The sequence below is a fragment of the Pseudoalteromonas ostreae genome, from assembly GCF_018069805.1.
Classification (GTDB): domain Bacteria; phylum Pseudomonadota; class Gammaproteobacteria; order Enterobacterales; family Alteromonadaceae; genus Pseudoalteromonas; species Pseudoalteromonas ostreae.
Genome location: NZ_JAGPYN010000002.1, coordinates 95,908 through 120,849, shown reverse-complemented (window position 1 = coordinate 120,849; position 24,942 = coordinate 95,908). Strand labels below are relative to the sequence as shown.

Below are 24,942 nucleotides of genomic sequence, written 5' to 3'. Positions count from 1 at the left end.
TGACATAATAAAGGAAAACAATGGCAAATACAGTAATTGACTTAGTGAAAAATAGATATCTTGTAAAATGAATCGTTATAAAAGTTTACAGCAGTTTTTAAATCCGCACTTCGAAGATGAAGTATACCAGCTAGCTGCGATCACCGCAGACGCCAGTTTTCGCCGTTATTTCCGTTTAAATCGTGGTCAAGATAGCTATATAGTTATGGACTCAGATCCAGCTAAGCTTGATAACACCCCTTATATAGAACTCAACAAATTTTTTTCTGAGCATGGTTTCAAATTACCAAAAATATTACATGCAGATGAAAAACAAGGATTCTTCTTATTAAGCGATTTAGGCAATATACATCTTGCTGATATGCTCGATGATAAAGAACGTATCAATCACTATAAACATCTTATAAAACTCAGTGCACAATGGGCAAAAATGCCGCCTGTTGAACACATGAAAGATTTTGATCGGGCATTTTTAGAATTAGAACTAAGTATTTTTTTAGAATGGTTGGTAGAAGGGTTTTTAGAGTTAAAAGTCACTGAAGCAGAACGTACTTTATGGCAAACGAGTTGTGAGTTACTAATTGAAAATATACTCGCGCAACCTAGCGTCACCGTACACCGTGATTTTCATAGCCGTAATATTATGCACTGCGAACAGCAATGGGCAATTATTGACTATCAAGATGCTGTACAGGGCCCAGTATGTTATGACCTTGTATCGTTACTACGTGATTGCTATTTTAAACTTCCACACGATGAACTTGAATACTTATTAGAGCAAGCATTTGCTGAGTTTGAGCAACAGGGTTTGATCAATAACATCAGTTTTGTAACTTTTAAACAATGGTTTGATTTAACCGGTATTCAACGCCATTTAAAAGCGGCGGGTATTTTTTGCCGGTTAAATTTACGCGATGGTAAACTCGGTTATATGGATAATGTATTACCTACATTGCGCTACATTGGTGACGTGGCGCAAGATCACTCATCGTTGGTGGAGTTGGGTAAATGGATCAACAGTACGATTATTCCTGCTACCTTAGTTGCACTCAATAAAGTGCCTACTAAATAATGAAAGCGATGATTTTAGCCGCAGGTCGCGGTCAGCGAATGATGCCACTTACCGCAGAGTTACCTAAACCTATGTTAAAGGTGCAAGGAAAACCATTAATCGAACATCATATTGAGCGGCTAAAAACTGCAGGGATCACTGATTTTATTATTAACCTTGCTTGGCAAGGCGATAAGATCCGTGCTTACTTTGGTGATGGTAGTCAGCTTGGTGTACATATTGAGTATAGCCAAGAGCCTGAACAGGGATTAGAAACTGCAGGAGGTATTATTCAAGCATTACCTTTGCTTGGTGAACAATTTATTGTTATTAATGGCGATATATTTACCGACTATGATGTTAGTTCATTGCTGCATATTCATTTAGATGCGGGCGAGGCACATATTGTGTTGGTTGAAAATCCAGCCCATAACCCAAATGGTGACTTTACGTTGCGTCATTTAAGTGTAGATAGCCCCAAGTATACATTTTCTGGTATTAGTCGTTTTCATCAGCAATTTTTTGCAGGAATTGCAGCGGGAACTCATCGCTTAGGGCCATTATTAAAAAACAAATTGGCTGAGCATGTCGTTTCTACGGAGCTGTACATAGGTAACTGGGACGATATTGGTACTCCAAAACGATTAACTCAATTGAATGAGTTGTTGGTAGAGCAACAACTCATTAAGTAATTCACATATATAATAGGAGCGCCTCATGTGGGGTAAAATTTTAGGTGCCTGCTTTGGCTTTATGTTTGGGCGCATTATAGGCTTATTTATAGGTTTATACTTGGGCCATATGTTTGATAAGAGTTTAAAGCAAAACTTTGATAAGGCCGGTGGCTTTTCAAGCTTATTTAAAGGTGATGATGATATTAATCAGCGCCAAGCGTTATTTTTTACCAGCTGTTTTGGAGTAATGGGGCACATTGCTAAGTCAAATGGCCGCGTAAGCGAAACCCACATCCGTGCGGCCAGTTTATTTATGGATGAAATGGGACTTACCAGTGATGATCGCAAAGAGGCGCAAGATGCGTTTAAAGCGGGAAAAGACGCTGATTTTTCATTAAAAGAAACTGTTTTCGATTTTAAAGAGCGTTTTGCTCGTCGCCATGATTTATTACAACTGTTTTTAGAAATTCAAATCCAAATGGCGTTTTCTGATGGGGTGTTAGCTGCGCAAGAAAAGGAGCTACTCCAAGAGGTAAGTAAGTTATTAGGGATCTCTAAAACTCACTTTGCATTCGTACTTAAACGTTACCAAGCTGAATTTTCATTTCGTCAGCAACAACAACGGTATCAACAGCAACAACAACGTCAACAAGGGCAAAGCAGTAGTTATCGTGAAGGCTCAGGGCATCATGTACCGGCAAATAGTGGCATGAGCCGTACTCAAGCGCTGGCTTTGCTAGGGCTAAATAATGAGGCGAGTGAACGAGAAGTAAAAGTAGCGTACCGTAAATTAATGGCGCAGCACCATCCTGATAAATTAGTTTCTCAAGGTTTACCTAAACATATGATGGAACTGGCAGTCAAGAAAAGCCAAGATATTCAAGCCGCTTACGAATATTTAAAAAAGGCGGCGTAAAAACCCGTCTACTTCTTTGGTCAAGCGCTCATGTTGTTCTGACTCAGAGCGCAAACCAAACAGTTCACGTTGGCGATAATCATATTTACTGTGACGTTTAACCCAGCGCTTTCTATCCGCTACACTCAGCAGTAAATCTGGGTTATCTATGTTGTAGTAAATATCCAATAACGGTGGGCTAATAGTCGATATAGTCGCGTTAAGTTGTTGGTTACGTTTACTGTTTGGTAAATAACTGCTAAGGCTGACAAATGCATCTATATTGGTATTGGGGAATTCGCCATAGTGTTCGATCAATACTCCTGCTGAGGCACCTTGTGCAATAACAACAATTTTCCCAGCTTCATCCAATGCACTTTGATACAACGCATTAAAGCGTGCAATTAAGTTGAGTTTATAATTATCTATTATCGCATTGCTCATATGAGCGATAGCATCAACATGTACAACAGGAGTAGCTGTGTCAGCTGAATTGTCTAAGTTTGTAGCTTGTTCAGTCGCAGCAGGTTCAGTAGTTTCTCTTTCATCTGTAGGTGGTACTGCTTGCCAATCAATATCGGGTACTGTCATGGCAATTGTGGCATAGCCTAAATCGTTAAGTTGTGTGCGTAAAAAGTTGAGCCCGTTGTTATTGGTAGGTAGGTGTTGCCAATCAGGAATAATCAACACCACACCGCGCTGCTGGGCACTCATGTGTTGGCGATATAAACTTAAAAACTCAGTATCACCAGCAAGTAGCGGTTTTAATTCATCTTGCGGCATTAAGCGTGATAAATCATTACTGCTGATTATTGACCATGGTGTGGGTGCAATAAAGTCGGCTGCTTGGGTTGGCATGGCCAAGAGAGTCCCGCAAACCAAACTAATTAATTGCAATGCTTTAAACTGTTTGCCGATAACCATATAAACTACCACGATGAATCAATAAGTGGTTATCGGCGTGTACAGCAAAAAGTTTAGGGTAATTTTTTGCTCGTAATCAAAACTCTGGCTCAGCTTCGAAAGTCATAATTTGTGCTGTTCTCGGATGAGTAAGCTGTAGCATTTGTGCGTGCAATTGCAAGCGTGGGGCAGCAGCCAGTGCATCAGGGTGAGCATAGAGCCTATCGCCTAAAATAGGGTGCCCTAATGACAACATATGCACACGTAATTGATGAGATCGCCCTGTAATCGGGGTAAGTTCCACACGAGTGGCGTGCGGCTCATGTTCTAGTACAGTGTAATGAGTTAAAGAGGGCTTCCCCTTGTCATGATCAACCATTTGCTTAGGGCGGTTTGGCCAATCACAGATCAGTGGCAAATTAACTGATCCTGTTAATGGCTCTAGCTTAGCGTACACTCGGGCAATATAGCGCTTTGCAGTTTGGCGTTCTTGAAACTGCATACTTAAATGACGATGAGCCGCTTTATGCATTGCTAAACAAATAATTCCAGAGGTTGCCATATCTAAGCGATGAACTATTTTTGCCGTAGGAAAAACACGGTTAACGCGAGCTATCAAACAATCGGCGTGTTTAGGATCTTTTCCAGGCACAGTCAAAAGTTCACTGGGCTTGTTGACGATCAGTAAATCATCGTCTTGAAATAAAATGCTTAAATACGGATCTAATGGAGGATTGTAGTTAATTAACACGGCCGACCTCAATGATTTATGAGCGCGCTATTTTAGAGAAGTCAGCGCTTATACACAATCAATAACGTATTAGATTAGACTCGAGAGTATTAATGAACGAATGAATTGGCAAGTAGTTGTTAAGCTGAGGGGGGCAAAAGAAAAGCGCGAACTATCGCTAGTCGCGCTTGCGGAATCTTCTAATTTTCTGCATCCTGCAATTGAACTTAATCAAATCCTAAACTTTACTAATCCATGTGATCACACTGTTACTTATTCGTTCTGCGTGATATAGGCTGTCCGTGCCTCTGTCCTATGTGCTTCCTTTTCATCCTTTTTGGTAATCTCTATTACCGATCCTTTACGCATCGTCCTGATGCTATCCTTTAGTTAACAGTTCCATTGTGATGCCCTTTAGGGCCTGTCCGTCTGTCCGCTTTTATAACATCCTGTCTAACAACTCTCTTGCGAGCCCTGTTGTTATTCCTTTTCGCATCATCTTGACGCTGTCCGTATACTTACTATCCTTAGTGCTACCCATCCTGAGCCTGTCCGTGAATCCTTTTTTTCCTAACGTAACCTTTAATTCGAGGTTTATGAGTAATCATTCCTTGTCCGTTTACTCATTTAAGCGTCACTGCTTAACCGATGAAGTAAGTATAGAGAGTATCTGCAAACAAAATAGACTAAAAACTGTATCGAAAATATAGTCATTATTTTGAAATTCTTCAAAAGTCATTTAATTTCAATGGCTTGCTTTGTTTTTTGGCTTTTTTTATGATGCTTTATACTCAATAGCTGTCATAACCGTGAGATATATCGCACAAGTGATTTCCATTATGGGCATGGCTGCCTTTAATAGTGAGTGTAACTGTAGTGTTGCTCAGACAATTTCCAATCGTATACGATTTAAGTGATTTGCTGATAAATTAGCGATTATAGATTGTGGAAAGACCACCCAAAAAGACACGTTTGAGCCGCTATTTAGCGCTCCAAACTCAAAGGTAGTTGCAGAATTTCTTGGTCAGGGCATATACTTAGCTGCAGACGTATTAACAGCAACTGAATATCATACGCTTACGGGGGGCTGAGACATTATTACTCATCGTCGAATAAAGTAAGTGGGGTAACTTTAGGTTCGCCCATACCATCGAAGTTAATACCTTTTTAATCACAAGATAGTTGTGCAAGTACGGTGACTATTTTAAACCGTCGTTTTGTTGGTTCGCATTTTGTGTATAAGGTTATTGTTGATGGACAAGGAATTGAAGTTGCTGCTCAGTTGGGCCACTCATTTTTAGCAAATGAGTAGGTGACAATAAAAATAACACCACACACGGTTAACTTTTTCGCAGATTAAGTGTTTTAGTATTTTTAATTTCATTAAAAACGCCGTGTATGAGACTTTCAGTTAAGGAAATACCATGGCGCAAGCGCAATCTGGAATTTGTGCTGAAGCAAATTTGCACGGTTTACATTTGTTTTTTAATGTGTTTGATGGCCACGATGAGTCATTACGTAAAAAGTTAAAATTCGTTAGCGCTATTCAAGATGAATTTTCAGATCAGTTTTCTGAATCGATGCTCTCCAGTCTAGTTGCGATGGGAGCGCAGTACTGGCCGCACATCCTGCCTGAATTTCTGCCTAGTGAATTACAGAGCTTTCCTAATATTACTCATAATGATCATATTATGGGGGCTCAGCCTTTTGATTTATTTGTCCAAATTCGTTCCGATAGGGAAGATGTAAACCATTTATTTGCTTTGCAAATTCTCAAATTATTTGCCCCTGATGTAGAATTGGTTGAGCAAGTGCGAAACTTCCGATTTTTAGATGGTCGCGATTTTAATGGTTTTATACTCGGTGGTGACACTCCTCATGGCCGTCAAAAGCGCATCACAGCGTTAATTAATAAACCTAACCATTTTGAAGATCAAGGCAGTTACGTGCATATACAGCGTTATAAGCACGATTTAAGTGTGTGGCAAAATTTACCCTTGAGTGAGCAAGAACAAATAATGGGGCGTACGCGTTTAGATAATACCTTGATTATACCCGCGCCTGAAAATAGTCATGCAGTTCGCACTGAGTTAAAAGATGAACAAGGGCAGCCACTGCAATTAAATCAAAACATGCCTTATGGTGACGTTTACGAACAGGGAATATTAGCGGTAAGTTATGCGGCACAGGGAAATGCATTTGAGCGAGTATTACGAAGTCGATTAGGTGATGTTGATTGCTACGATCACTGGCTTGATTTTACTCAAGCTGATATGGGGTCTGCATTTTTTGCCCCATCAATTAACTTCTTAAAGCAATTGTAAAGGTTTGAACTGGTAGATTTATACTGTATCAAATAAAATACGCACGCGTTCAAGAGTTACATCAATTTCAGATACTTTAGCTGGAGCGATAAAAATAGTATCGTCGCCGGCAATGGTGCCTAGTACGCCATCTGCTTTACCTAATGAGTCCAATAGTCGAGCAATTAATTGTGCAGCCCCAGGACTGGTTCGAATAATGATCATCATTTCGTTATGCATAATATCTATCACTAACTGACGTAATGGGCTTTTCGCTGTAGGTACGCCCATTTCAGCAGGCAAACAATAGACCATTTCTTGTTTAGCATTACGAGTACGTACCGCGCCAAACTTACTTAACATCCGTGACACTTTACTTTGACTAATATTATCAAAGCCTTGCTCTTTTAGGGCGTCAACAATCTCACCTTGTGAACCAAAGTTTTCTTCTTTTAAAAGTGCTTTAAAGGCCTTTACTAATGCTTCTTGTTTATCTTGAGGTTGCATATTATAGGTTCTTATTCATAAGTGATGCGTTAATTGTACACAATATTGCATACTTATGCAGTAGTTGTTTGCTTTAGTGATAAGTTTTAGCGCTGTAAACCAGCAAGTTTACAACTATGGTCTAAATTATACGTGAAATAAGCAGGATAAATTTGTTTTTAGTCGTTAATTTCATTATCTTTAGAGCCACAAATATTTCCTACCTCAAATTACGGAGAATTCCAATGAAAGTTGCTGTATTAGGTGCTGCTGGCGGTATCGGCCAAGCGTTGTCTTTATTATTAAAAACAGGCTTACCAGCTGGTTCTGAATTATCACTTTATGATGTTGCTCCAGTTGTTCCTGGTGTTGCTGTTGATCTTTCTCATATCCCAACAGATGTTAAAGTAGCAGGTTTTGGTGCTGATGCACTAGATAAAGCGTTAACTGGTTGTGATATCGTTCTTATCCCAGCCGGTATGCCGCGTAAGCCTGGTATGGACCGCGCGGATTTATTTAATGTTAATGCTGGTATTATCAAAACATTAGCAGAAGGTATTGTTGCTAACTGTCCAAAAGCATTAGTGGGTATAATCACTAACCCAGTAAATGGCACTGTACCAATTGTTGCGGAAGTATTCAAAAAAGCAGGTACTTACGATGCGAAACGTGTTTTCGGTATCACCACTCTTGATGTGATCCGTTCAGAAGCATTTGTAGCTGAGCTTAAAGGTGTTGACGTTGCAACTGTGAAAGTACCTGTAATAGGTGGTCACTCAGGAACAACAATTCTTCCACTTCTTTCTCAAGTTGAAGGTGTTACTTTCACTGAAGAAGAAGTTGCTGCGCTTACTCCACGTATCCAAAATGCGGGTACTGAAGTAGTAAATGCAAAAGCGGGCGGTGGTTCTGCAACATTATCAATGGGTGCAGCAGCAGCACGTTTTTGTATGTCTTTAGTTAAAGGCTTACAAGGTGAAGATGTTGTAGATTATGCTTATGTGGCTGTTGAAAATGGCGATGCTGCATACTTTGCACACCCAGTACGTTTAGGTAAAAACGGCGTAGAAGAAATTCTCTCTTACGGTGAACTCAGCGCTTTTGAAGAGCAAGCTAAAAACGATATGCTTGATACGCTGAAAAAAGACATCCAAGAAGGTGTTGATTTCATCAACGCTTAATTGCTAAGTCGATTGATACAAAAAAGCCTGCATTTGCAGGCTTTTTTATGCTCGAAGGATTTTTATACATTAGGTATTTATTAGTGATTACGATCAACGGCAATACGAGCCAAGCTAACGAGTGCTTCTTTATACGGTGATTCATCTAATACAGATAAACACGCAATCGCTTTATCAGCTTCTTCGTTGGCTTTATTCATCGTAAACTCAAGTGCTTTGGTTTCATTGAGGGCACTTAGAATAGCTTCTAAGTGGTCCATACCATTGCTGTGCTCAATGGCATCACGGATCAACTGCACTTGTTCAGCATTACCGTGACGCATAGCATACAGAAGTGGCAGGGTAGGTTTGCCTTCGGCTAGATCATCACCGATATTTTTACCTAACTGCTCAGCATCAGCATTGTAATCAAGGACGTCATCTACCAATTGAAAAGCGGTTCCTAAGTGCATACCGTAAAGATTAAGCGCTTGCAGTGTCGAGTCGTCCTTTTCGGTGATAATCGCAGCAAGCCCTGTTGCAGCTTCAAATAATTTAGCTGTTTTAGAGTAAATTACCTGCATGTAGCTATCTTCGGTGGTATCAGGGTCGTTACAGTTCATTAATTGCAGCACTTCACCTTCGGCAATCACGTTGGTTGCATCAGCGAGTATTTGCATAACCTGCATTTTGCCAATACCGACCATCAACTGAAATGAGCGGGTGTAGATAAAGTCACCAACAAGTACGCTTGCTGCATTACCAAACTCAGCATTTGCCGTCGGTGTCCCTCTACGTAAATTTGATTCATCAACGACATCATCATGCAATAATGTAGCTGTGTGAATAAATTCAACGATAGTCGCTAAAGTAACATGATCTTTGCCTTCATAGCCAAGTGCTTTCGCTGCTAAAATAGCCAACATTGGGCGAACACGCTTGCCGCCGCTGTTTACTATATATAAGCCTAGTTGATTGACTAGTGCTACATCTGAGCGCATTTGCGCGTAAATTAGTTGATTGACGTCATTCATATCATTTTCGATTAACGTCTGGATAGCTTTTATATCCATTGATCTCCGAGCCAATTTTAATGGGTATACGCAGCTGATTGTACAACAAAAAACAGTTTTGCTCGACAGTTTGTGACGATTCGCTGAAAAAACACGGTTAAGTAGCTTAATTTAGCCTTAATTAGCAAAGATAACTGTTTTATTTTAGAAAATTTACGGTAATTCAACATGGTTGTTTTTTATTCTTAGTGTGTGTTTATACGCAGTGTAATTTATTTGCCATCAAGCGCTAAAAAGGCTTGGCATAACGCCAATTTAATATAAAATAGGTGAAAATATTGAATCGCTCTCAATGCAGCTATTTTTTATTCATTTAATTAATAAACAGGCTTGCTAGTTTTTGCACATTAGCGTAAACTTCGCGCCCTATTGAATAATATTTTAGTTGCGTCGATTTGAGGGCGCACAGACGGAGTTAATTATGTACGCGGTTTTCCAAAGTGGTGGTAAACAGCACCGTGTGACTGAAGGTCAAACAATTCGTCTTGAGAAATTAGACGTTGAGACTGGTGCAGCAGTTGAATTTGATTCAGTACTTTTAGTTGCTGATGGTGAGAAAATCGAGATCGGTGTACCGTTCGTAAACGGTGGTAAAATAACAGCTGAGGTTGTTTCACATGGTCGCGGTGAGAAGATTAAGGTTGTTAAATTTAGACGCCGTAAGCATTCTCGTAAGCAAATGGGCCATCGTCAATGGTTCACAGAAGTTAAAATCACTGGCATTAGCGCTTAATTAGAGGTACTTAGAAATGGCACATAAAAAAGCAGCTGGTAGTACTCGTAACGGTCGCGATTCAGAAAGCAAACGCCTTGGTGTTAAGCGTTTTGGTGGCGAATCAGTTCTAGCGGGTAGCATCATTGTTCGTCAACGTGGAACTAAATTCCATGCTGGCACAAACGTAGGTATCGGTAAAGACCACACTATCTTCGCAAAAGCAGATGGTAAAGTTCAATTTGAACAAAAAGGTCCTTTAAACCGTAAATACGTAAGCATCGTATCTGAGTAATCAGAATCGGTTCTTAAAAAACCCCGCCTTTGCGGGGTTTTTTGTTTTGAAAATAAATATATACCTAAGCCAAGCCTGCAATCAGCTTGGCTTAGGTATATAATAGTGAAATTAACAAGCCAATCCCTAAAGTGAGTAATCATGAAGTTTGTAGATGAAGTAGAAATTCGCGCAGAAGCTGGAGACGGTGGCAGCGGCATCGTATCTTTCCGTCGTGAAAAATATGTCCCAGATGGTGGACCAGACGGCGGTGACGGTGGAGATGGTGGTAGTGTTTATCTACAAGCTGATGAAAACTTAAATACCCTTATCGATTATCAGTTTGAGCGTTTTCATAGAGCTGAACGTGGTACTAATGGCCGCAGTCGTAACTGTACAGGTAAAAAGGCTGATGACTTATATGTGATGGTGCCTGTAGGTACTCGGATCATGGATGTTGATACCCAAGAAGGTCTTGGTGATTTAACTCAACATGGTCAAAGAATTTTGGTTGCAAAAGGCGGTTTCCACGGCTTGGGGAATGCGCGTTTTAAATCAAGTACTAACCGAGCGCCTCGTCAAAAAACATTGGGCACACCAGGTGAAGTACGTAACCTTAAACTAGAGCTATTATTATTAGCTGATGTTGGTTTATTAGGTTTGCCAAATGCAGGTAAGTCTACTTTTATTCGTAGTGTATCGGCAGCGAAACCAAAAGTAGCTGATTACCCATTTACTACGTTGATTCCAAATTTAGGTGTGGTACGTCCAGAAGCAAATAAATCATTTGTTATTGCAGATATCCCAGGGTTAATCGAAGGTGCCTCTGATGGTGCTGGTTTGGGTATTCGCTTCTTGAAACATTTAGAGCGTTGCCGTGTATTATTGCATATTATCGATGTAATGCCTGTCGATGGTTCAAACCCAGTAGATAATGCATTTGCAATCATCAATGAGTTGCACCAGTACAGCCCTAAGCTGGCAGAAAAGCCACGTTGGTTAGTCTTTAATAAAATAGACTTATTACCTGAAGATGAAGCTCAGGCACTATGTGAGCAAATTGCTGAAGAGTTAGGCGAGACTGAAAATATTTATCATATTTCTGCAATTAATAAGCTAAATACTCAACCATTAATTCATAACATCATGACGCTACTTGATAGCATGCCAAAAGAAAAGTTTGTGCCAATTGAAGATGAAGAAGTTGAATTCAAATGGGATACTTATCATAAAGATGCCACTAAGAAGAATGATGACGACGACTGGGATAGTTGGGATGATGACGATTATGACGTTGAAGTTGTTTATGAGCGCTAGACTAAGGTAAATTATTTTAAAAGGAGCTGATGCTCCTTTTTATTTTGCAATGAAAAAGTATTAGGTTTCGATATGAGAATTTCAATGGTTGCAGCGATGGCTAAAAATCGTGTGATTGGTCAAGATAATAATATGCCATGGCATTTACCTGCTGATTTACAGCACTTTAAAGCGGTTACTATGAATAAGCCTGTGATAATGGGGCGCAAAACATTTGAGTCAATTGGTCGCCCCTTACCAGGACGGCGCAACATAGTTATTAGCCGAAACACTGACTATACCGCTGCTGGAATTGATGTAGTAACATCCCCAAAGGATGCTATTTCATTGGTGTGTGAGTCTGATGAAGTGATGGTAATTGGTGGCGGAAATGTCTATCAGCAGTTTTTAAAAAGTGCTGATAGACTTTATTTAACGTTTATTGATCTTGATGTCGCAGGGGATACTCAGTTTCCTGATTACGAACAATCAGCAAACTGGCAAGTTGTAGAAGAGCTGTATAATCAACCTGATGATAAAAATATTTATAGTTATAAATTCGTTACATTGGATAAAGTTAAGTAACATTATTGCGGTTAGGCCTATTGGTTGATACAATATTAAACAACTAAGGTAGTTATAAAGTATTACACAAGGGTCTACAATGATAAAATTATCAACACTCGTTATTGCTGCAGCTGTTATTTCTGGTTCTGTTGCTTTTAGCGCGCCAGTTAAAGCGGATGATCAGTTAGCTGTTTCAATCTGTGAATACATAGCTGCGGACGATAAAAACCGTTTACGTGATAAGTTAAAAAGCTCACGTGTAAAAATTCGTAATATTTATGATGCAGTACAATGTAATGGTCTTAACTTGCTACGTCATGCAGTTGCCAGTAATGCAGTAGATACCGGTGAATATATTGTGAAAAACTTATCTAAAAGTTCTTTAAAAGATGGAGCTGATATAGCATGGGCCGAAGCAAATGGCCATGGTGGATCAGCATTAATACCAGCAATCAAAGAACGTGCAGGTTTATAAATTATCATAAATTACTAAAAAAGCCGCGATAGTGCGGTTTTTTTGTATTTTAAACAAAAGTTTAACAGATTCGACCTCTATTGTAATTTTATCTGGTAGAATAGATAAGTTATAAGCAGTTTAAGCAGTGAACAACTATGTTAAGTCCTTTTTATCAGCAATATGCTGATTATGTCTCTATTTCACGTGAGCAAGGGTGTCGTTTCGCAAAATGCGTTGCCGACGATTACAATACACTACATGATAAAGATGCAAAACGTTTTTGTGTGCCTGGAGATTTATTATTTTCATTGGTATTAAGTCGTTACGGAATCAGTGAAAAAATGGAATTTACCTTTGCCGGCATGGTTGATGAGCATAGTAAACTCAACTTTCCTGAGGGCGCAGAAGAGTTTGATATTACCAGTGGTGATAAAGTCATGCTGAAGGTTAAGCGTGAAGGCAAAACTAGCCAATGCCAAACACTCACCGATAGCCTAATAAAAAATTACGTTGAGTTTTCTGGTACAACTTTCCCGCATGTAATTATTCCCCTTATGGGCAAACAAAATGTGATGATTAATCCTGCTCGCCCTATGGTTATCTATGAGTCAATGTTAATTAACCTTAATACCTTAGATATTCATGCACCTACATTAGAGTTTGCTGAGCCGAGTTTTGAATATACAGGCAAACGTGGCAAAATTACCTTACGCTTCAATTTACTAGAAGATGGTAAAAAAGTAGGGAGTGGTGAAAAACACATGCTAGTGTCTGGTATCCGTGAATATAGTCAAGATACCGTTGATGATCTTATTACGTTTTATAATCAACGCAAAGAAACGCTTAAGCCTGTAGCCTAATTAATAAGGGCTACAGGCCCTCCATTAACGGCTTGTATTTTTATAAATACAAACGACATCACATAATTTTAAAAATTGAATACTTTGAGTCACAGATTGGACTATTGCTCCATCAGCATTTTTGTTTTGGTTGCTATGAGATCTTAAAAACCAATATCCGGCTTTTTCCTTTTTAAACAGTTTGTAGTTTATCACATTAATTCTTTCAGAATTATTGATACAATTACTTATCGCTTGATTTGGAGAGCAAGGTAGTACAAAGCTCATGCTATTATCTTGTTCAAACTGCCAACGACCATTAGGGCCAAAAATACCACCGCTATAAACAATGGCTGTACCGTTATCGTGAGGCTCTATAACGGCATGTTTGTTGTTATTTAACAAGTTTAAATCGTTAACATAGAAGGTTTTCATATAATCTTCTTGAGTCGCATTATAGGTAGTATCTGCTTGGGCTAGATTAGCGTAAGAGTAGCTTGATTGTTTTTTGCTGGAGTAAAAATCGTCTACAGTAGCAATGCGATTATCGTAGAGTTTTACATAGCGTACATTTCTAGTTTCAATACCTATGGTGAATTCTAAAGTATCGCCCAAGTTGCTGAACGTAATATCATAAGTAGACTCTTCACCACTTAGAGGGTTCTTTATTGAGAAATGTCCTGAAGTTTCTGAATCAACCGTGATAGGTGCATTGATTATTTTAAAGGAACTGCCATCAGCTAATTGCACACTTGAATACAATGGAGATAAGCCGAATAACACATCACCCGCTGAAAATTCAGGAACTGGCGCCTCTGCAACACCTCTAAATACTTTATAGGTTTTGCGATCAACAAGCTCTTTTTCAAGCTCAGGCCAATTAGCCGTATCTTGAGATGTTTGAGGGATAAAATGATAGGTGACTTCAAAAACAGCAAAATCATCTAAGCTTGCAATGAGTTCGGCTTGTTTTAATTGAACAGAAAAACTGATTTGTTGATATGAGCCATCAGTATTTTGAAACGTTTTTGTATAGTCTTGCCCAAATATACTATTACCTTTCTCTTCAGGCTCAATAAATTGATATATACCGTCAGTTAGAGTTGCATTCTCGTGAAATCCAGCCAACTGAGTGTAACCTTCTGCTTTAATCGCTACATTGGCAAAGAAAGTATATTTGACGCCTTCTTCATTACCTAGTTGGCTTAGCTGTAATGTTTGCTCCTGACGCTGATCGCTATATGTATCGAAATTAAGCGATTTCTGCTCCCCCTTATTTAGAGTAAGCCAAGTGAACTCAGTTTCACTTGTGTACTTTTTAGCTCGGATAGAATTTTCTTTTTTAGCTAAAACTTCAAGAGGGATAAACTCTGAGCGCATACAATTTGCAATACATTCAAACTCTTGAGTATGCAGTTCAACATCATCAGGGTTATTCCAGTTAAACAGAAAATTGTCATTCTCAATTTTTGCAAAACCTGTTTGGTCAGCTGAAAAATGAAATAGTGAGCTAGAGTCATCTGTAGTCCACGTGCCGATTAATTCTTCATCTGCAAGTGTAATTGCTTCGCCTGGGAAATTTGTGGCATCGTATTGAACATCAATATTAAGAGTAAACTGTTCTGACTCTTTACCATCACTAATCGAGAGGTCAATTTGATGTTCAGCGATGTCAAAAAGAGTAGGCGAAGCACTGAGCGTTAGTGTATTTTTACTTAGTTCATAGCTTAGCCAATCAGGCTTATTTATTACAGAGACAGTTACAGTGTCATTATCTTTATCGCTTACAGTAAGTGCATGTTCTAAACTAGATCCCGCAGCGAGTTCAAAATTGAACTCACCCGCTATAGTAGGTTTTTTATTTGGTGCTTTTTGTTGCTCTTCAGAACTACTTCCCCCCCACAGGCAGAAAGTAGTAAGGTTAAAAGACAGATAGCTGTTGTTTTTAGTTTCATCACTAATTTTCCTAATATTTTATGCTATTATATCAGATTGTTAACTTGAATAGACGAAACGTAGGGAAAAGTTAAGAGGGAAATGCTTTAAGTCATTAAGCGCTTTGTTGCAGATTTTTCTATTGAAGTTTTGCTACTAAACCTCGCAAAGCAAATCGACACTGTTTTTCAACGTTTTTATAAACGTGAAGCGGACCAAATTGGTCGGGGTTTTTTATGCCTGAAATAAAGTTCTAAGGCATAAGCTCTGGCGAGAGCTTGAAGAAGGGTAGTAATGACGCTGCTTGGTGAATTATTAAATGACATTCAACTGGATTGAATGCCATTTAATCGAAAAACTATTTTTAATCAGCTTAGTCGATTAGACTCACTTTACATTGGTAAGTATTCTCACCCACAGAAAAGCTGCCTTTGCCATTCCATTGATTATCAACGCCAAAGCTTGCCGTAAATGGTGACTGGTAACTACCTATTGCAGGTGGTGGAAAAGACACCACGGCTTGACCTGTTAGCGCGCCAACTTTAGTTACATCATTATAGCCAGTTGCATGCATATGGCCCGATGCGCTAGCGGTGAAATGAGGTGAATGCTGCGTTCCTTCTTGGATGCTGCCATTCGCTCTACCATTTAATGAACCTGTTTTTGGATCGACAGCAAACTGAATTTCCATAGAGCCACCACCAACAACACCAGATTGAAATTGTAATTTAACGAGATATAAGCTTTCATCAGACATTTTCTTGTTCCTTTTGTAGATTGCATTGACACTGTTATATGGTTACTCAGTAACCGAGTGAAAGTGTAGAATGACCACCACAAAAGACATATTACAGCGTATTACAGCTAGGTCATGTAAATTAGTTTACGGCATAGTCGCTCTATTCTTGCAGTTCAAATATCTGCTGTAATGTGTTGGATTAGTCGTTTTTGCGATAGATTAGGAATGCAGGTGAATTGTGAGCTATTTAAAAGCAGAGTAGCTTGCTCTATTTACAAGTGATGCAAATAAACAGCATTTATCAATATATTCCAAATAAATCAACCGTACCACTAATAGGTACGTTTAATTCTCTTTGTTTATCTTGTAAAGTTAATAATATAAAAAACTCAACAACACTTTTTATGGTTGTAAAAACATGGCTGTGTGTTGAGTTTAGAAAATAGACAATTAACCACTTGTATCTACATTGCAAAGCTAGCAATGTGTATAAAAAACCTAATATTAAGCCTTAATAGTAAAAATGGAGAAAGTTAATGGAATTTAATTCAATGATGTTATTTGTTATTGCTTGTCTGACTATCAATTTAATACCGGGGCCTGATGTTATCTACATCGTATCAAATACCATGAAAGGTAAGATGGTCAGTGGCATGAAAGCTGCGCTTGGCTTGGGGGTTGGTTACTTTTTTCATACATTAGCGGCCTGTGTGGGATTATCAGCCATTATTTTAAGTTCAGCTTTAGCTTTTAGTATCGTTAAATGGCTTGGTGCCCTTTATTTAGTTTATTTAGGTGTTCAAGCACTTATTTCCATGTACAAAGGGAATAGTCGGGTAGTCGTTAGTGAAAGTAAGGATACGAAAGGAAATATTTTTATGCAGGGGGTTGTGGTCAGTGTTTTGAACCCTAAAGTTGCTTTGTTCTTTCTCTCATTTCTTCCGCAATTTATAAATACATCCACTGGCTCAGCAGCCTCGCAATTACTGATTTTAGGATTAGTTTTTAGTGTGTTAGCAACACTCTGCAACGTGCTGTATGCAACTGTTGGAAGTTGGTTGTTTAATCGACCTAACGCAGGTAGATACACGCGAATATTGGAAGGAGTGTCAGGAGTATTACTAATTGGTTTAGCTGGTAAAATTGCATTGAGCGAACGTTAGGGAGAAGTTGATTCTACAAAGAGCGTATTACATGAAGTTGAGTTTGAGGGCGTTTAGGTTTTTTTATCGTTGTTTTTTAGAATAGGGGCTGCTTTTACAAAGTATTCGCTGATTAAACTAAATGTTCTTTTTAGTATTTCTTTTCGAAGCTAGCTACACTGGCAATAGTATTGTTGCGACAGCACCTTGGTGTTTATCTTTATTCGCTAAGCTCAAACTACCATGATGCTGCTCTATCACGTTGCGACAAAAGCTTAGACCAATCCCTTGACCTTGTTGTTTAGTGGTGTAAAACGGCACGAATATGTTATCGGGGTTGGCAAGGCCTTGGCCGTTATCATCAATGGTGATGCAGCTTACTTTTCCTTGCTTATGCACACCTAATGTTATTTTAACGGGCGGGGTGCTTGCTTCGATGGCATTTTTTATTAGATTGATCATGACTTGATGAATAAACGTGCGGTCGGCCTTAAAAGTTGCGGCGTCTGTTACGCAGCTAAATGCAACGTCAGGGTATATTGCGCACACTTGTTTTAAAAATGTGTCGGTGTCTATTGCTACTATATTAAGTGCCAGTGGTTTATTTATATCGCCATAGCGCGTGACAAATTCATTAAGATAATTACAGCGCTCACTTATAACATTAAGTGCTTGAATTTGTCGTGGCTCGGTGAGCTTCACGGCGAGATTTTCAGCCATTGCAGTAACTGGTGTGAGTGAGTTGCGAATTTCGTGACCGAGTACGCGAATAATTTGCTGCCATGCTTGCAGTTGGCTTTCGCGAAGGGCTGAGGTGATGTCGATCATAACAATAAGTTGATGACAGCTGCCTTGCTCTATAAATTCACTGTGGCGTATTTGCCATTGCTGGGCTGTAATAACATCGCTAAATTGCCAATGTGCGTCTTGCTTTGTAAGCCCTAATTGTTCAGCGCTTGCATAGCGTAAGGTTTGCCATTGAGTCTGTTTAAATTCGCTAAACGCATTATTGGCATAACTGAGCTTATTATGTTGATCGAGCACCATGATCGGCACATTAAAATGCTCAATTAATTGGTACACCAAAAAAACATGCTGATCGTATCGCGACTTCTTTTTAAATAACTCTTCACTTAACTCAATCAAGCTTTGTTGTAATTGGTGAATACTCCCCGCCTGATAGCTGGGCTTAACGAGCTGGTTATAATCTTCGTTTAAAATGGCATCTAGGTGGGCGTAATTGCGGTTAAAGCTGTTGAACACTTTTTTATAGGTACGAATAAACAGCTTAAGATAAATAGCTAAAAATAGGATTGAGATAACGGCAGAAGTAACAACAGAGAAAGCAAAATATTGGCCAATAAAATAGCACCCCAACGCCGCTAAAGTGCTACTAAAAAATGCAAAGCCAATTAAACTGCGTTCCAGCGATGAGTGATAAAGGCAACTAAGTTTCATACTGCTTTTCATACGGTAATACCGTATTTTTCAAGGCGACGATACATAGAAGATTTACCTAAACCTAATAATTTAGCGGCGTTAGGAATATGGCCTTGGGTCTGCTTGAGGGCTAAATCAATTAATTGGCGCTCTGCGTGCTCTAGTGTCATTAGTGGTAATGTGTTATTGATTTGACTGCTGTGCAGGTTTAAGTCATCGGCGGTCAATGTGTCGGTTGTTGCTAACAATATTGCCCGTTCAATCACATGGCTTAGCTCGCGTACATTGCCCGGCCAAGTATAGTGGTTTAATTCCTGTTTAGCGCATTCACTCAATGTAAGTAGGGTGCTTGAGTATTTTTTAGCATGTAAATTTATAAAGTGCTCGCACAAAGGCACTATATCTTCAATGCGTTCGCGTAGTGGCGGTATTACAAACTCCAAAGTGTTTACCCGATAGTATAAATCTTCTCTAAACTGGCCTTGTTTTATCAGTGTGGCAATATCGCCATTGGTGGCACTGATCAAGCGTACATTGGTTTTTTTAGTGTGACTCGCGCCAACCATCTCAAACTCTTGGCTTTCGAGTACCCGTAATAATTTTGCTTGTTGTGGTAGTGGTATATTGGCTATTTCGTCTAAAAATAAACTGCCGTTATCGGCCAGTTCAAAGCGGCCAATGCGCTCATTTTTAGCATCAGTAAACGCGCCTTTTTTATGACCAAACATTTCGCTTTCAAATAACGATTCAACAATAGCCCCCATATTCACTGCAATAAACGGTTGTGTATGGCGCGTAGACTGCTGATGAAGCCATTGTGCTAATTGGCTCTTACCCGTACCATTTTCACCGGTTAGTAAAATGTTGGCATCGGTTTTAGCCACCTTAGCTAACTGACTTATCAGTTGTTGCATAGCGTGTGACTGATACACAAATGCAGGCGAGGCATGATCGTTAAGCTGTTGTAGCAACTTTTGATTTTGTTTGTTTAACTTTTTAAGTGTGAGTTGCTGATTGAGCAATTTTAATAAGCGCTGGTTTTGCCATGGCTTTTCAATAAAGTCACACGCACCGTGTTGCATAGCGCGAACCGCTAGATCTACGCTCGACCACGCAGTCATTGCGATGACAGGGATATCTAACTGTTGTTTATGTAAGTGCTGTAAAAACGCCAAACCTTCGTCACCTGATGTGGTGTCGCGGGTAAAATTCATATCGAGCAAAATAAGGTCAATCACTTGGCTTTCTTTAACTACTGCTTGCGCGTTAAAAGGTGAGTCGCATTCGAGCACTTGGTAGCCGTTATCTTCTAAAATAAAGCGCGCGCTTAGGCGGATTTCGGGGCTATCTTCAATGATCAAAATAGTGGCAGGCATAAACTTCCAAATAGGTGAATAAGCACAGGTTGATTGTAGCGTATAGCGATTTCTATGCCAGTGATTTTATTTTTGTATTTCAGCTTGTTAGCTATTTAAAGGTGATTTCAGTAGGTGTTCCAGTCCGATTACGGACTGCTTGCGTCCGATTTTGGTTAGCGTGTCTGTCGAAGTGAAAGCCTTTATCTAGGGCCAGTCTCAAACTGATACTGAGGAGTCCGGTATCGCCGCTCAATAAGAATTCTTGAATAGTACATACTTGTAATTACTTGTATCTATTGATTTTTAATGTTGGCACGTGTTTCGCTATAGCTTAGATATACAAAGCATAATGCGGTGCAATATGGACATAGTAAAAACAAATGTAGTCAAGCAGTTATCGCTTTGGCATAAGCTAATTTTATTACTGGCTGTTATTTTAATTGTGGCAGTGATTTATCAGCGCAGCAGTCAAGTAGGTGTGTCAGTATCGCGCAGTAATATTATTATTAGTGATGTACGCCAAGGCGCGCTTGCGATTACGGTTACAGGTTATGGTGAACTTAAATCTGCGCAGCAGCAATTGCTTACGGCAAAAACGTTGGCCACTGTGCAGGCTATTTTATTAAAACCAGGCGCAATAGTGACCAGTGACTCAGTGATTGTGCAGTTAGCCAATCCTGCGCTTGAGCAACAGCTCGACAATGCGCAGCAAGAACTTAATAAACTCAATGCTAACTTACGCCAGTTAAGATTAAACAATACTCGCGAGTTATTAAACGAGCGCTCTCATGTGGCGCAAAGCCATGCCGCTTACGAAAATGCAAAACTAAAATTAAAAGCTGAAACCAGTTTGGTTGAACAGGGCATAGTCTCAACGCTTAATTATCAGCGTAGCGTGTTAGACGAGCAACAACTTCGCCAGCAATTAGCAATAGCTAAGCAACGTTCAGAGCAACTAAAAGCCGTACACATAGAATCTGAAAACATTCAGCTTGAGCAAATTAAACAGCAACAAGGGTTAGTAGTTATGGCACAAACACAATTGGCCAACCTATCTGTAGTAGCGGGAATGGATGGGGTATTACAGCGTTTACCGATTGAGCTTGGGCAAAGCGTAAATGCAGGGCAAGAAATTGCGCTTATCGGCTCGGTTGATTCGTTAATTGCAATTATTCAAGTACCACAAAATCAAGTAGATGATATTCGGTTAGGGCAGCTCGCAGAAGTAGATACACGCCGCGGTGTTGTTATGGCAAAGGTGTCACGCATCAGCCCTGTTGTGAGTAATAATACAGTAGAGGTAGAGTTATCGTTGCCTAAAGAGCTCCCTGAAAATGTTCGGCCGCAATTAACCGTCGATGCCAATATTAAGGTCGCACAGCTAAAAGATGTTACTTATATCGAGCGCCCAGCAAACGTAAAACCGCACAGTGTAAGAGATCTGTATCAGGTAAACTCACAGCAGCAAAGCGCACGCTTGGTTGATATCAAATTTGGTCGCGAGGCTGGGCGCTTTATCGAAATACTAAGCGGCGCACAGTTAGATCAGCAATTGATTATTTCAGATTTAACCAACCTTACTCGCAGCAATAGCGAAATTCTAATTAACTAATGAACAGGACAAAAATAATGACAGAGCAAAAAATAACGAACACCCAAGCCGATGTCGTATTAGCAATGAAAGGAATTAGTAAGGTATTTGAAACCCAAGAGTTACAAACCTATGCACTGCGTAGTATTGATTTGTGTATTTATCGCGGTGAATACTTGTCGATATCGGGGCCATCTGGCTGTGGTAAATCAACATTACTTTCATTATTGGGTTTACTTGATATGCCAACCAGCGGTGAATATTTAATTGACGGTAAAGACGTCTCTGCACTTTCGCTGAATCAGGCTGCTGAATTTCGCAATGCAAAAATAGGATTTATTTTTCAATCATTTAATTTAATTGATGAGTTAAGTGTGTTCGACAACGTGGCATTGCCACTGCGTTACCATCACACTAAACCGAGCAAGCAAGTCATTGCTGAAAAAGTAAAGGTGTGCCTAGAAAGAGTAGGGCTTGAGCATCGTATGAGTCATAAACCTAACCAATTATCAGGTGGACAGCAACAACGCGTGGCGATAGCCCGAGCGCTGGTGACTGAACCGGCAATATTATTAGTTGATGAGCCAACGGGTAATTTAGACTCAAAATCGGGAGATCAAGTTATGCACGTATTAAGTGAGCTACATGCAGCCGGCACCACTATTTGCATGGTGACACATGATCCGCGTTACTGTGATATGGCTACAAGGCAACTAAAGTTATTGGATGGTGAGATGCTAGGGGCTGTGGGTATAAAAGATCAGCTAAGTGCTTAAATAACCTGTTTAGTGAGAGTAAAATGGAATATCCAAAAATAATAAAACGTCAATGGCTATTAAGGGATAACTTAACGGAGTGCCATAATGACTTATAATTTAAAAAATGCATTACTTAATATAACTAATCATAAAGTTTACAGTTTAAGTGTTTTAGCGACGTTAAGTATTGTTTTAGCTGCATTAATTACTGTATTAACACTTGCCTATATTATGCTGTTAAAACCATTGCCATACCCTGAGCAAATGCGGTTAGTAAAAGCTGAATATGCTCAAATAGACCAAACCGGGGCGCTTAATACCCGCGCTTTTAATTACCCTGCACTGATTGATTTATATAAAAATCATAACTTATTTGAGCAAGCTGCGTTGGTGTATTACGCTGAACAACGCCTTGATGATGTAGCGGGCTTACCCATAGTAAACACCTCATTTGTTACCCCTCAGTGGTTTGAAATGTTTGCAATTAAGCTACATTTAGGACGAGGTTTTACGCAAACCGAAGCTCTTGATAGTTTTAACCCCGTTGCCGTTATAAGTTATCAAACATGGCAAAATGACTTTGCCAGTAAAGAAAACATAATAGGTCAAACACTTAGTGTGGGCGCTCAGCAATTCAAAATTATAGGTGTGGCTGCGGCTAACTTTAAATCGCCTGCACTTATCAAAACAGGCCAAATCACTGATGTGTGGTTGCCGTGGGATTATAATTTAACCTCTGCAGAGGCTAAACCATTTTGGTGGAACCGTTACTCGCGCAGCCATTTTGTGGCTAAATTACCAAGCGATGTAAGCATTGAGCAGGCGAGTAAAAGGTTATCGCAGTATGTGGATGATGTATGGCAACAGCATATTACGACCGAAGCATTCTTTGCAGGTTGGCATATCGAACTTGAGCTAAACACCTTGCAAACAGTAATATTAAAAGAGACACCGCAGAATATTTATTGGCTCATTTTAGCTGTAACGGGTTTGGTTATTATTGCCTGTGTAAACATTAGTAACGTGTTTATTGTAAGAACTGCAGCGCGTAAACACACATTAGCACTGAGTGCGGCGCTGGGCGCAACACGGTTTACTTTGTTTAAACAGTTTTGGCTGGAGATTGCCTTGATAATAGGCTTAGCAAGTATAATTGGCCTTGCGTTAGCGGCGATTTTTTTAGCAACCTTAAGCGATTTTGCCATGGCAATATTACCGCGCGCCAATGAGCTTTCTATTAATGCAGTATCATTTCTTATCACACTGGTTAGCGGCTTAATATTAACGACGCTGTTCGCTTTTTTATGTACGCGAATAGTAAATTACCAACAACTGATAAGTAGTTTAAAGTCAGCAGGAAAAGGGACGACAGTGCAGGTGGACAAGCGCGTATGGCAAGGCTTGGTCGCTTTTCAAGTAGCTGTAGCGTGTACATTATTGTTTATTAACTTTTTAGTTTTTAGCGTTAATAAAAGTAATATTGACGAGGCTTTCACACTGCCACTTGAGCAATTAACGAGTTTAAAGGTTAATGTAGCAAGTCATGTAGCGGCTGATAGAGACAAAGCAAATCAGCTATTAGAGCAAGTAGCTAACGAGCTTGCTTTACTCCCAGAGGTTAGGCAAGTAAGTCGTTCATCATCACCTATAAACGATAATTTAATTACTTGGTCATTGGTTGAGGTAGCAAGCAATCAAAACGTATTACCTTATGGTAAGTCAGTTGATGAGCTGTATTTTTCAATACTTAAACAACCCGTATTACAAGGACGTGGTTTTACAAACGAGGATACTAAAAGTAATGCGAATGTTATTATTATTAATGATGTACTAGCAGAAAAATTATCAAATGATGGTAATGCATTGGGCATGCATTTGAGTTTTGATATAACTTCAGGGCGCGAAAATGATTTAGTAATAATAGGCATAGTTAAAGCGATGCCGATACCGGGGAAAACGTCGCTTGAGCCTAAAGCTTATTTGACTCGTGCTGGTTATAATTCATTTATTATCGAATTTAAAAATGCTCAGCACTTAACAAAAAATACGCTTAACACCTTATTACAATCTATTGATTCAGGCTTATCAGTTCATCAATTAGCGCCATTAAATGCACAGCGCGATACAGCACTGTTTCGTCAATATGTGGTATCGGTGACAACGCTGATGATCATTGCTGCCACTATTGCCTTAACCAGTATTGGTTTGATAGGTATTATGCGCTACTCAGTGTTATTAAGGCGTGCTGAAATTGGTATTCATTTGTGTGTTGGCGCAAAGCCACTGGCATTGTTTTTGTTAGTATTTAAGCAAAATGGCAGCGCAATCGTAACAGGTATAATGCTCAGTCTTGCGTTATTGCTGGCTTTACAACAACCACTACAACTGATTGCGGATGCAGTACCGCAAATTATGCAGCTTGGTATGTTATTCATGACTTTATTGTTTGTAATTAGCCTTGGTGCACTGGCGTGTTATTTACCTTTAAGTGCCCAGCTAAAACGCCCAGCAATTTACGGTGTACAAGGATCAAAACAGTAAAGTGTGTAGTTTAGGAGG

At 39.5% G+C, this 24,942-nt stretch carries 23 protein-coding genes; 15 read left to right on the top strand and 8 right to left on the bottom strand.

Annotated elements, in window-relative coordinates; all coding sequences use genetic code 11:
- Positions 1-67: 67 nt before the first annotated feature.
- From J7338_RS01775 to djlA, 3 genes are read left to right on the top strand one after another with little or no spacing between them, the layout of a single operon-like run.
- Complete coding sequence (locus J7338_RS01775) at positions 68-1,072, top strand: aminoglycoside phosphotransferase family protein (RefSeq protein ID WP_210795072.1); 1,005 nt, start codon at positions 68-70, stop codon at positions 1,070-1,072.
- Positions 1,072-1,743, top strand: coding sequence for an N-acetylmuramate alpha-1-phosphate uridylyltransferase MurU (gene murU, locus J7338_RS01770; RefSeq protein WP_210795070.1), 672 nt, complete (start codon positions 1,072-1,074; stop codon positions 1,741-1,743). The genes J7338_RS01775 and murU overlap by 1 nt, the downstream gene beginning before the upstream one ends.
- Before the next feature lie 25 nt (positions 1,744-1,768).
- Positions 1,769-2,641, top strand: a complete 873-nt coding sequence (gene djlA / locus J7338_RS01765) for a co-chaperone DjlA (protein WP_210795068.1) — start codon at positions 1,769-1,771, stop codon at positions 2,639-2,641.
- Here the strand turns inward: djlA and J7338_RS01760 are convergent.
- Both J7338_RS01760 and rluA read right to left on the bottom strand, forming a co-directional pair.
- Positions 2,624-3,544, bottom strand: coding sequence for a DUF3530 family protein (locus J7338_RS01760; RefSeq protein ID WP_210795066.1), 921 nt, complete (start codon positions 3,542-3,544; stop codon positions 2,624-2,626). The two genes, djlA and J7338_RS01760, sit on opposite strands and share 18 nt — an antisense overlap.
- 76 nt (positions 3,545-3,620) lie before the next feature.
- Entirely contained in the window at positions 3,621-4,274 is a 654-nt protein-coding gene (rluA, locus tag J7338_RS01755; RefSeq protein WP_210795064.1) for a bifunctional tRNA pseudouridine(32) synthase/23S rRNA pseudouridine(746) synthase RluA, read from the bottom strand.
- 1,403 nt (positions 4,275-5,677) lie between these two features.
- On the opposite strand from rluA, the gene J7338_RS01750 reads away from it, so the two are divergent.
- Entirely contained in the window at positions 5,678-6,577 is a 900-nt protein-coding gene (locus tag J7338_RS01750) for a Dyp-type peroxidase (protein WP_210795063.1), read from the top strand.
- A gap of 18 nt (positions 6,578-6,595) precedes the next feature.
- Here the strand turns inward: J7338_RS01750 and argR are convergent, their stop codons facing one another.
- Positions 6,596-7,063, bottom strand: coding sequence for a transcriptional regulator ArgR (gene argR / locus J7338_RS01745; protein ID WP_145235470.1), 468 nt, complete (start codon positions 7,061-7,063; stop codon positions 6,596-6,598).
- Positions 7,064-7,287: 224 nt separating this feature from the next.
- Between argR and mdh the strand changes: the two genes are divergently transcribed.
- Positions 7,288-8,223 (top strand): malate dehydrogenase, encoded by a 936-nt coding sequence (mdh, locus tag J7338_RS01740; RefSeq protein ID WP_210795061.1) that lies wholly within the window; start codon positions 7,288-7,290, stop codon positions 8,221-8,223.
- An 80-nt stretch (positions 8,224-8,303) separates the two neighbouring features.
- Here the strand turns inward: mdh and ispB are convergent, their stop codons facing one another.
- Entirely contained in the window at positions 8,304-9,275 is a 972-nt protein-coding gene (ispB, locus tag J7338_RS01735) for an octaprenyl diphosphate synthase (RefSeq protein ID WP_210795059.1), read from the bottom strand.
- A 421-nt stretch (positions 9,276-9,696) separates the two neighbouring features.
- Here ispB and rplU point away from each other — a divergent pair, with 421 nt between their 5' ends.
- The 6 genes from rplU (at position 9,697) to J7338_RS01705 (ending at position 13,441) form a co-directional block, all read left to right on the top strand.
- A complete protein-coding gene (gene rplU, locus J7338_RS01730) occupies positions 9,697-10,008 on the top strand; it encodes a 50S ribosomal protein L21 (protein ID WP_006794538.1) in 312 nt (103 codons plus the stop codon).
- Between the two features lie 16 nt (positions 10,009-10,024).
- Entirely contained in the window at positions 10,025-10,282 is a 258-nt protein-coding gene (gene rpmA / locus J7338_RS01725; protein WP_064665557.1) for a 50S ribosomal protein L27, read from the top strand.
- A gap of 141 nt (positions 10,283-10,423) precedes the next feature.
- Positions 10,424-11,578, top strand: coding sequence for an Obg family GTPase CgtA (gene cgtA / locus J7338_RS01720; RefSeq protein ID WP_149982083.1), 1,155 nt, complete (start codon positions 10,424-10,426; stop codon positions 11,576-11,578).
- 72 nt (positions 11,579-11,650) lie between these two features.
- A complete protein-coding gene (gene folA, locus J7338_RS01715) occupies positions 11,651-12,142 on the top strand; it encodes a type 3 dihydrofolate reductase (protein ID WP_210795057.1) in 492 nt (163 codons plus the stop codon).
- 79 nt (positions 12,143-12,221) lie between these two features.
- On the top strand, positions 12,222-12,599 hold the full coding sequence (locus J7338_RS01710; protein WP_210795055.1) for a DUF3718 domain-containing protein: 378 nt from the start codon (positions 12,222-12,224) through the stop codon (positions 12,597-12,599).
- Between the two features lie 137 nt (positions 12,600-12,736).
- On the top strand, positions 12,737-13,441 hold the full coding sequence (locus J7338_RS01705) for a DUF3581 domain-containing protein (RefSeq protein WP_210795054.1): 705 nt from the start codon (positions 12,737-12,739) through the stop codon (positions 13,439-13,441).
- A 24-nt stretch (positions 13,442-13,465) separates the two neighbouring features.
- Here J7338_RS01705 and J7338_RS01700 read toward each other — a convergent pair whose 3' ends face one another.
- Together J7338_RS01700 and J7338_RS01695 are read right to left on the bottom strand one after the other, a co-directional pair.
- Positions 13,466-14,800, bottom strand: coding sequence for a hypothetical protein (locus tag J7338_RS01700; protein ID WP_210795052.1), 1,335 nt, complete (start codon positions 14,798-14,800; stop codon positions 13,466-13,468).
- A 928-nt stretch (positions 14,801-15,728) separates the two neighbouring features.
- Positions 15,729-16,112 (bottom strand): DUF1842 domain-containing protein, encoded by a 384-nt coding sequence (locus tag J7338_RS01695; protein WP_149981252.1) that lies wholly within the window; start codon positions 16,110-16,112, stop codon positions 15,729-15,731.
- A 518-nt stretch (positions 16,113-16,630) separates the two neighbouring features.
- On the opposite strand from J7338_RS01695, the gene J7338_RS01690 reads away from it, so the two are divergent.
- Positions 16,631-17,257, top strand: a complete 627-nt coding sequence (locus J7338_RS01690) for a LysE family translocator (RefSeq protein WP_149981251.1) — start codon at positions 16,631-16,633, stop codon at positions 17,255-17,257.
- Positions 17,258-17,410: 153 nt separating this feature from the next.
- Here the strand turns inward: J7338_RS01690 and J7338_RS01685 are convergent, their stop codons facing one another.
- Positions 17,411-18,694: a sensor histidine kinase gene (locus J7338_RS01685; protein ID WP_210795050.1), complete on the bottom strand. Its 1,284-nt coding sequence runs from the start codon at positions 18,692-18,694 to the stop codon at positions 17,411-17,413.
- An 8-nt stretch (positions 18,695-18,702) separates the two neighbouring features.
- Positions 18,703-20,052 carry a sigma-54-dependent transcriptional regulator gene (locus tag J7338_RS01680; protein ID WP_210795048.1) on the bottom strand — a complete coding sequence of 450 codons (1,350 nt, stop codon included), beginning with the start codon at positions 20,050-20,052 and terminating at the stop codon, positions 18,703-18,705.
- Between the two features lie 343 nt (positions 20,053-20,395).
- On the opposite strand from J7338_RS01680, the gene J7338_RS01675 reads away from it, so the two are divergent.
- From J7338_RS01675 to J7338_RS01665, 3 genes are all read left to right on the top strand, one after another.
- On the top strand, positions 20,396-21,646 hold the full coding sequence (locus tag J7338_RS01675) for an HlyD family secretion protein (RefSeq protein WP_210795045.1): 1,251 nt from the start codon (positions 20,396-20,398) through the stop codon (positions 21,644-21,646).
- Between the two features lie 17 nt (positions 21,647-21,663).
- Positions 21,664-22,401, top strand: coding sequence for an ABC transporter ATP-binding protein (locus J7338_RS01670; protein WP_210795043.1), 738 nt, complete (start codon positions 21,664-21,666; stop codon positions 22,399-22,401).
- A gap of 87 nt (positions 22,402-22,488) precedes the next feature.
- Positions 22,489-24,924: an ABC transporter permease gene (locus tag J7338_RS01665; protein WP_210795041.1), complete on the top strand. Its 2,436-nt coding sequence runs from the start codon at positions 22,489-22,491 to the stop codon at positions 24,922-24,924.
- Positions 24,925-24,942: the final 18 nt, after the last annotated feature.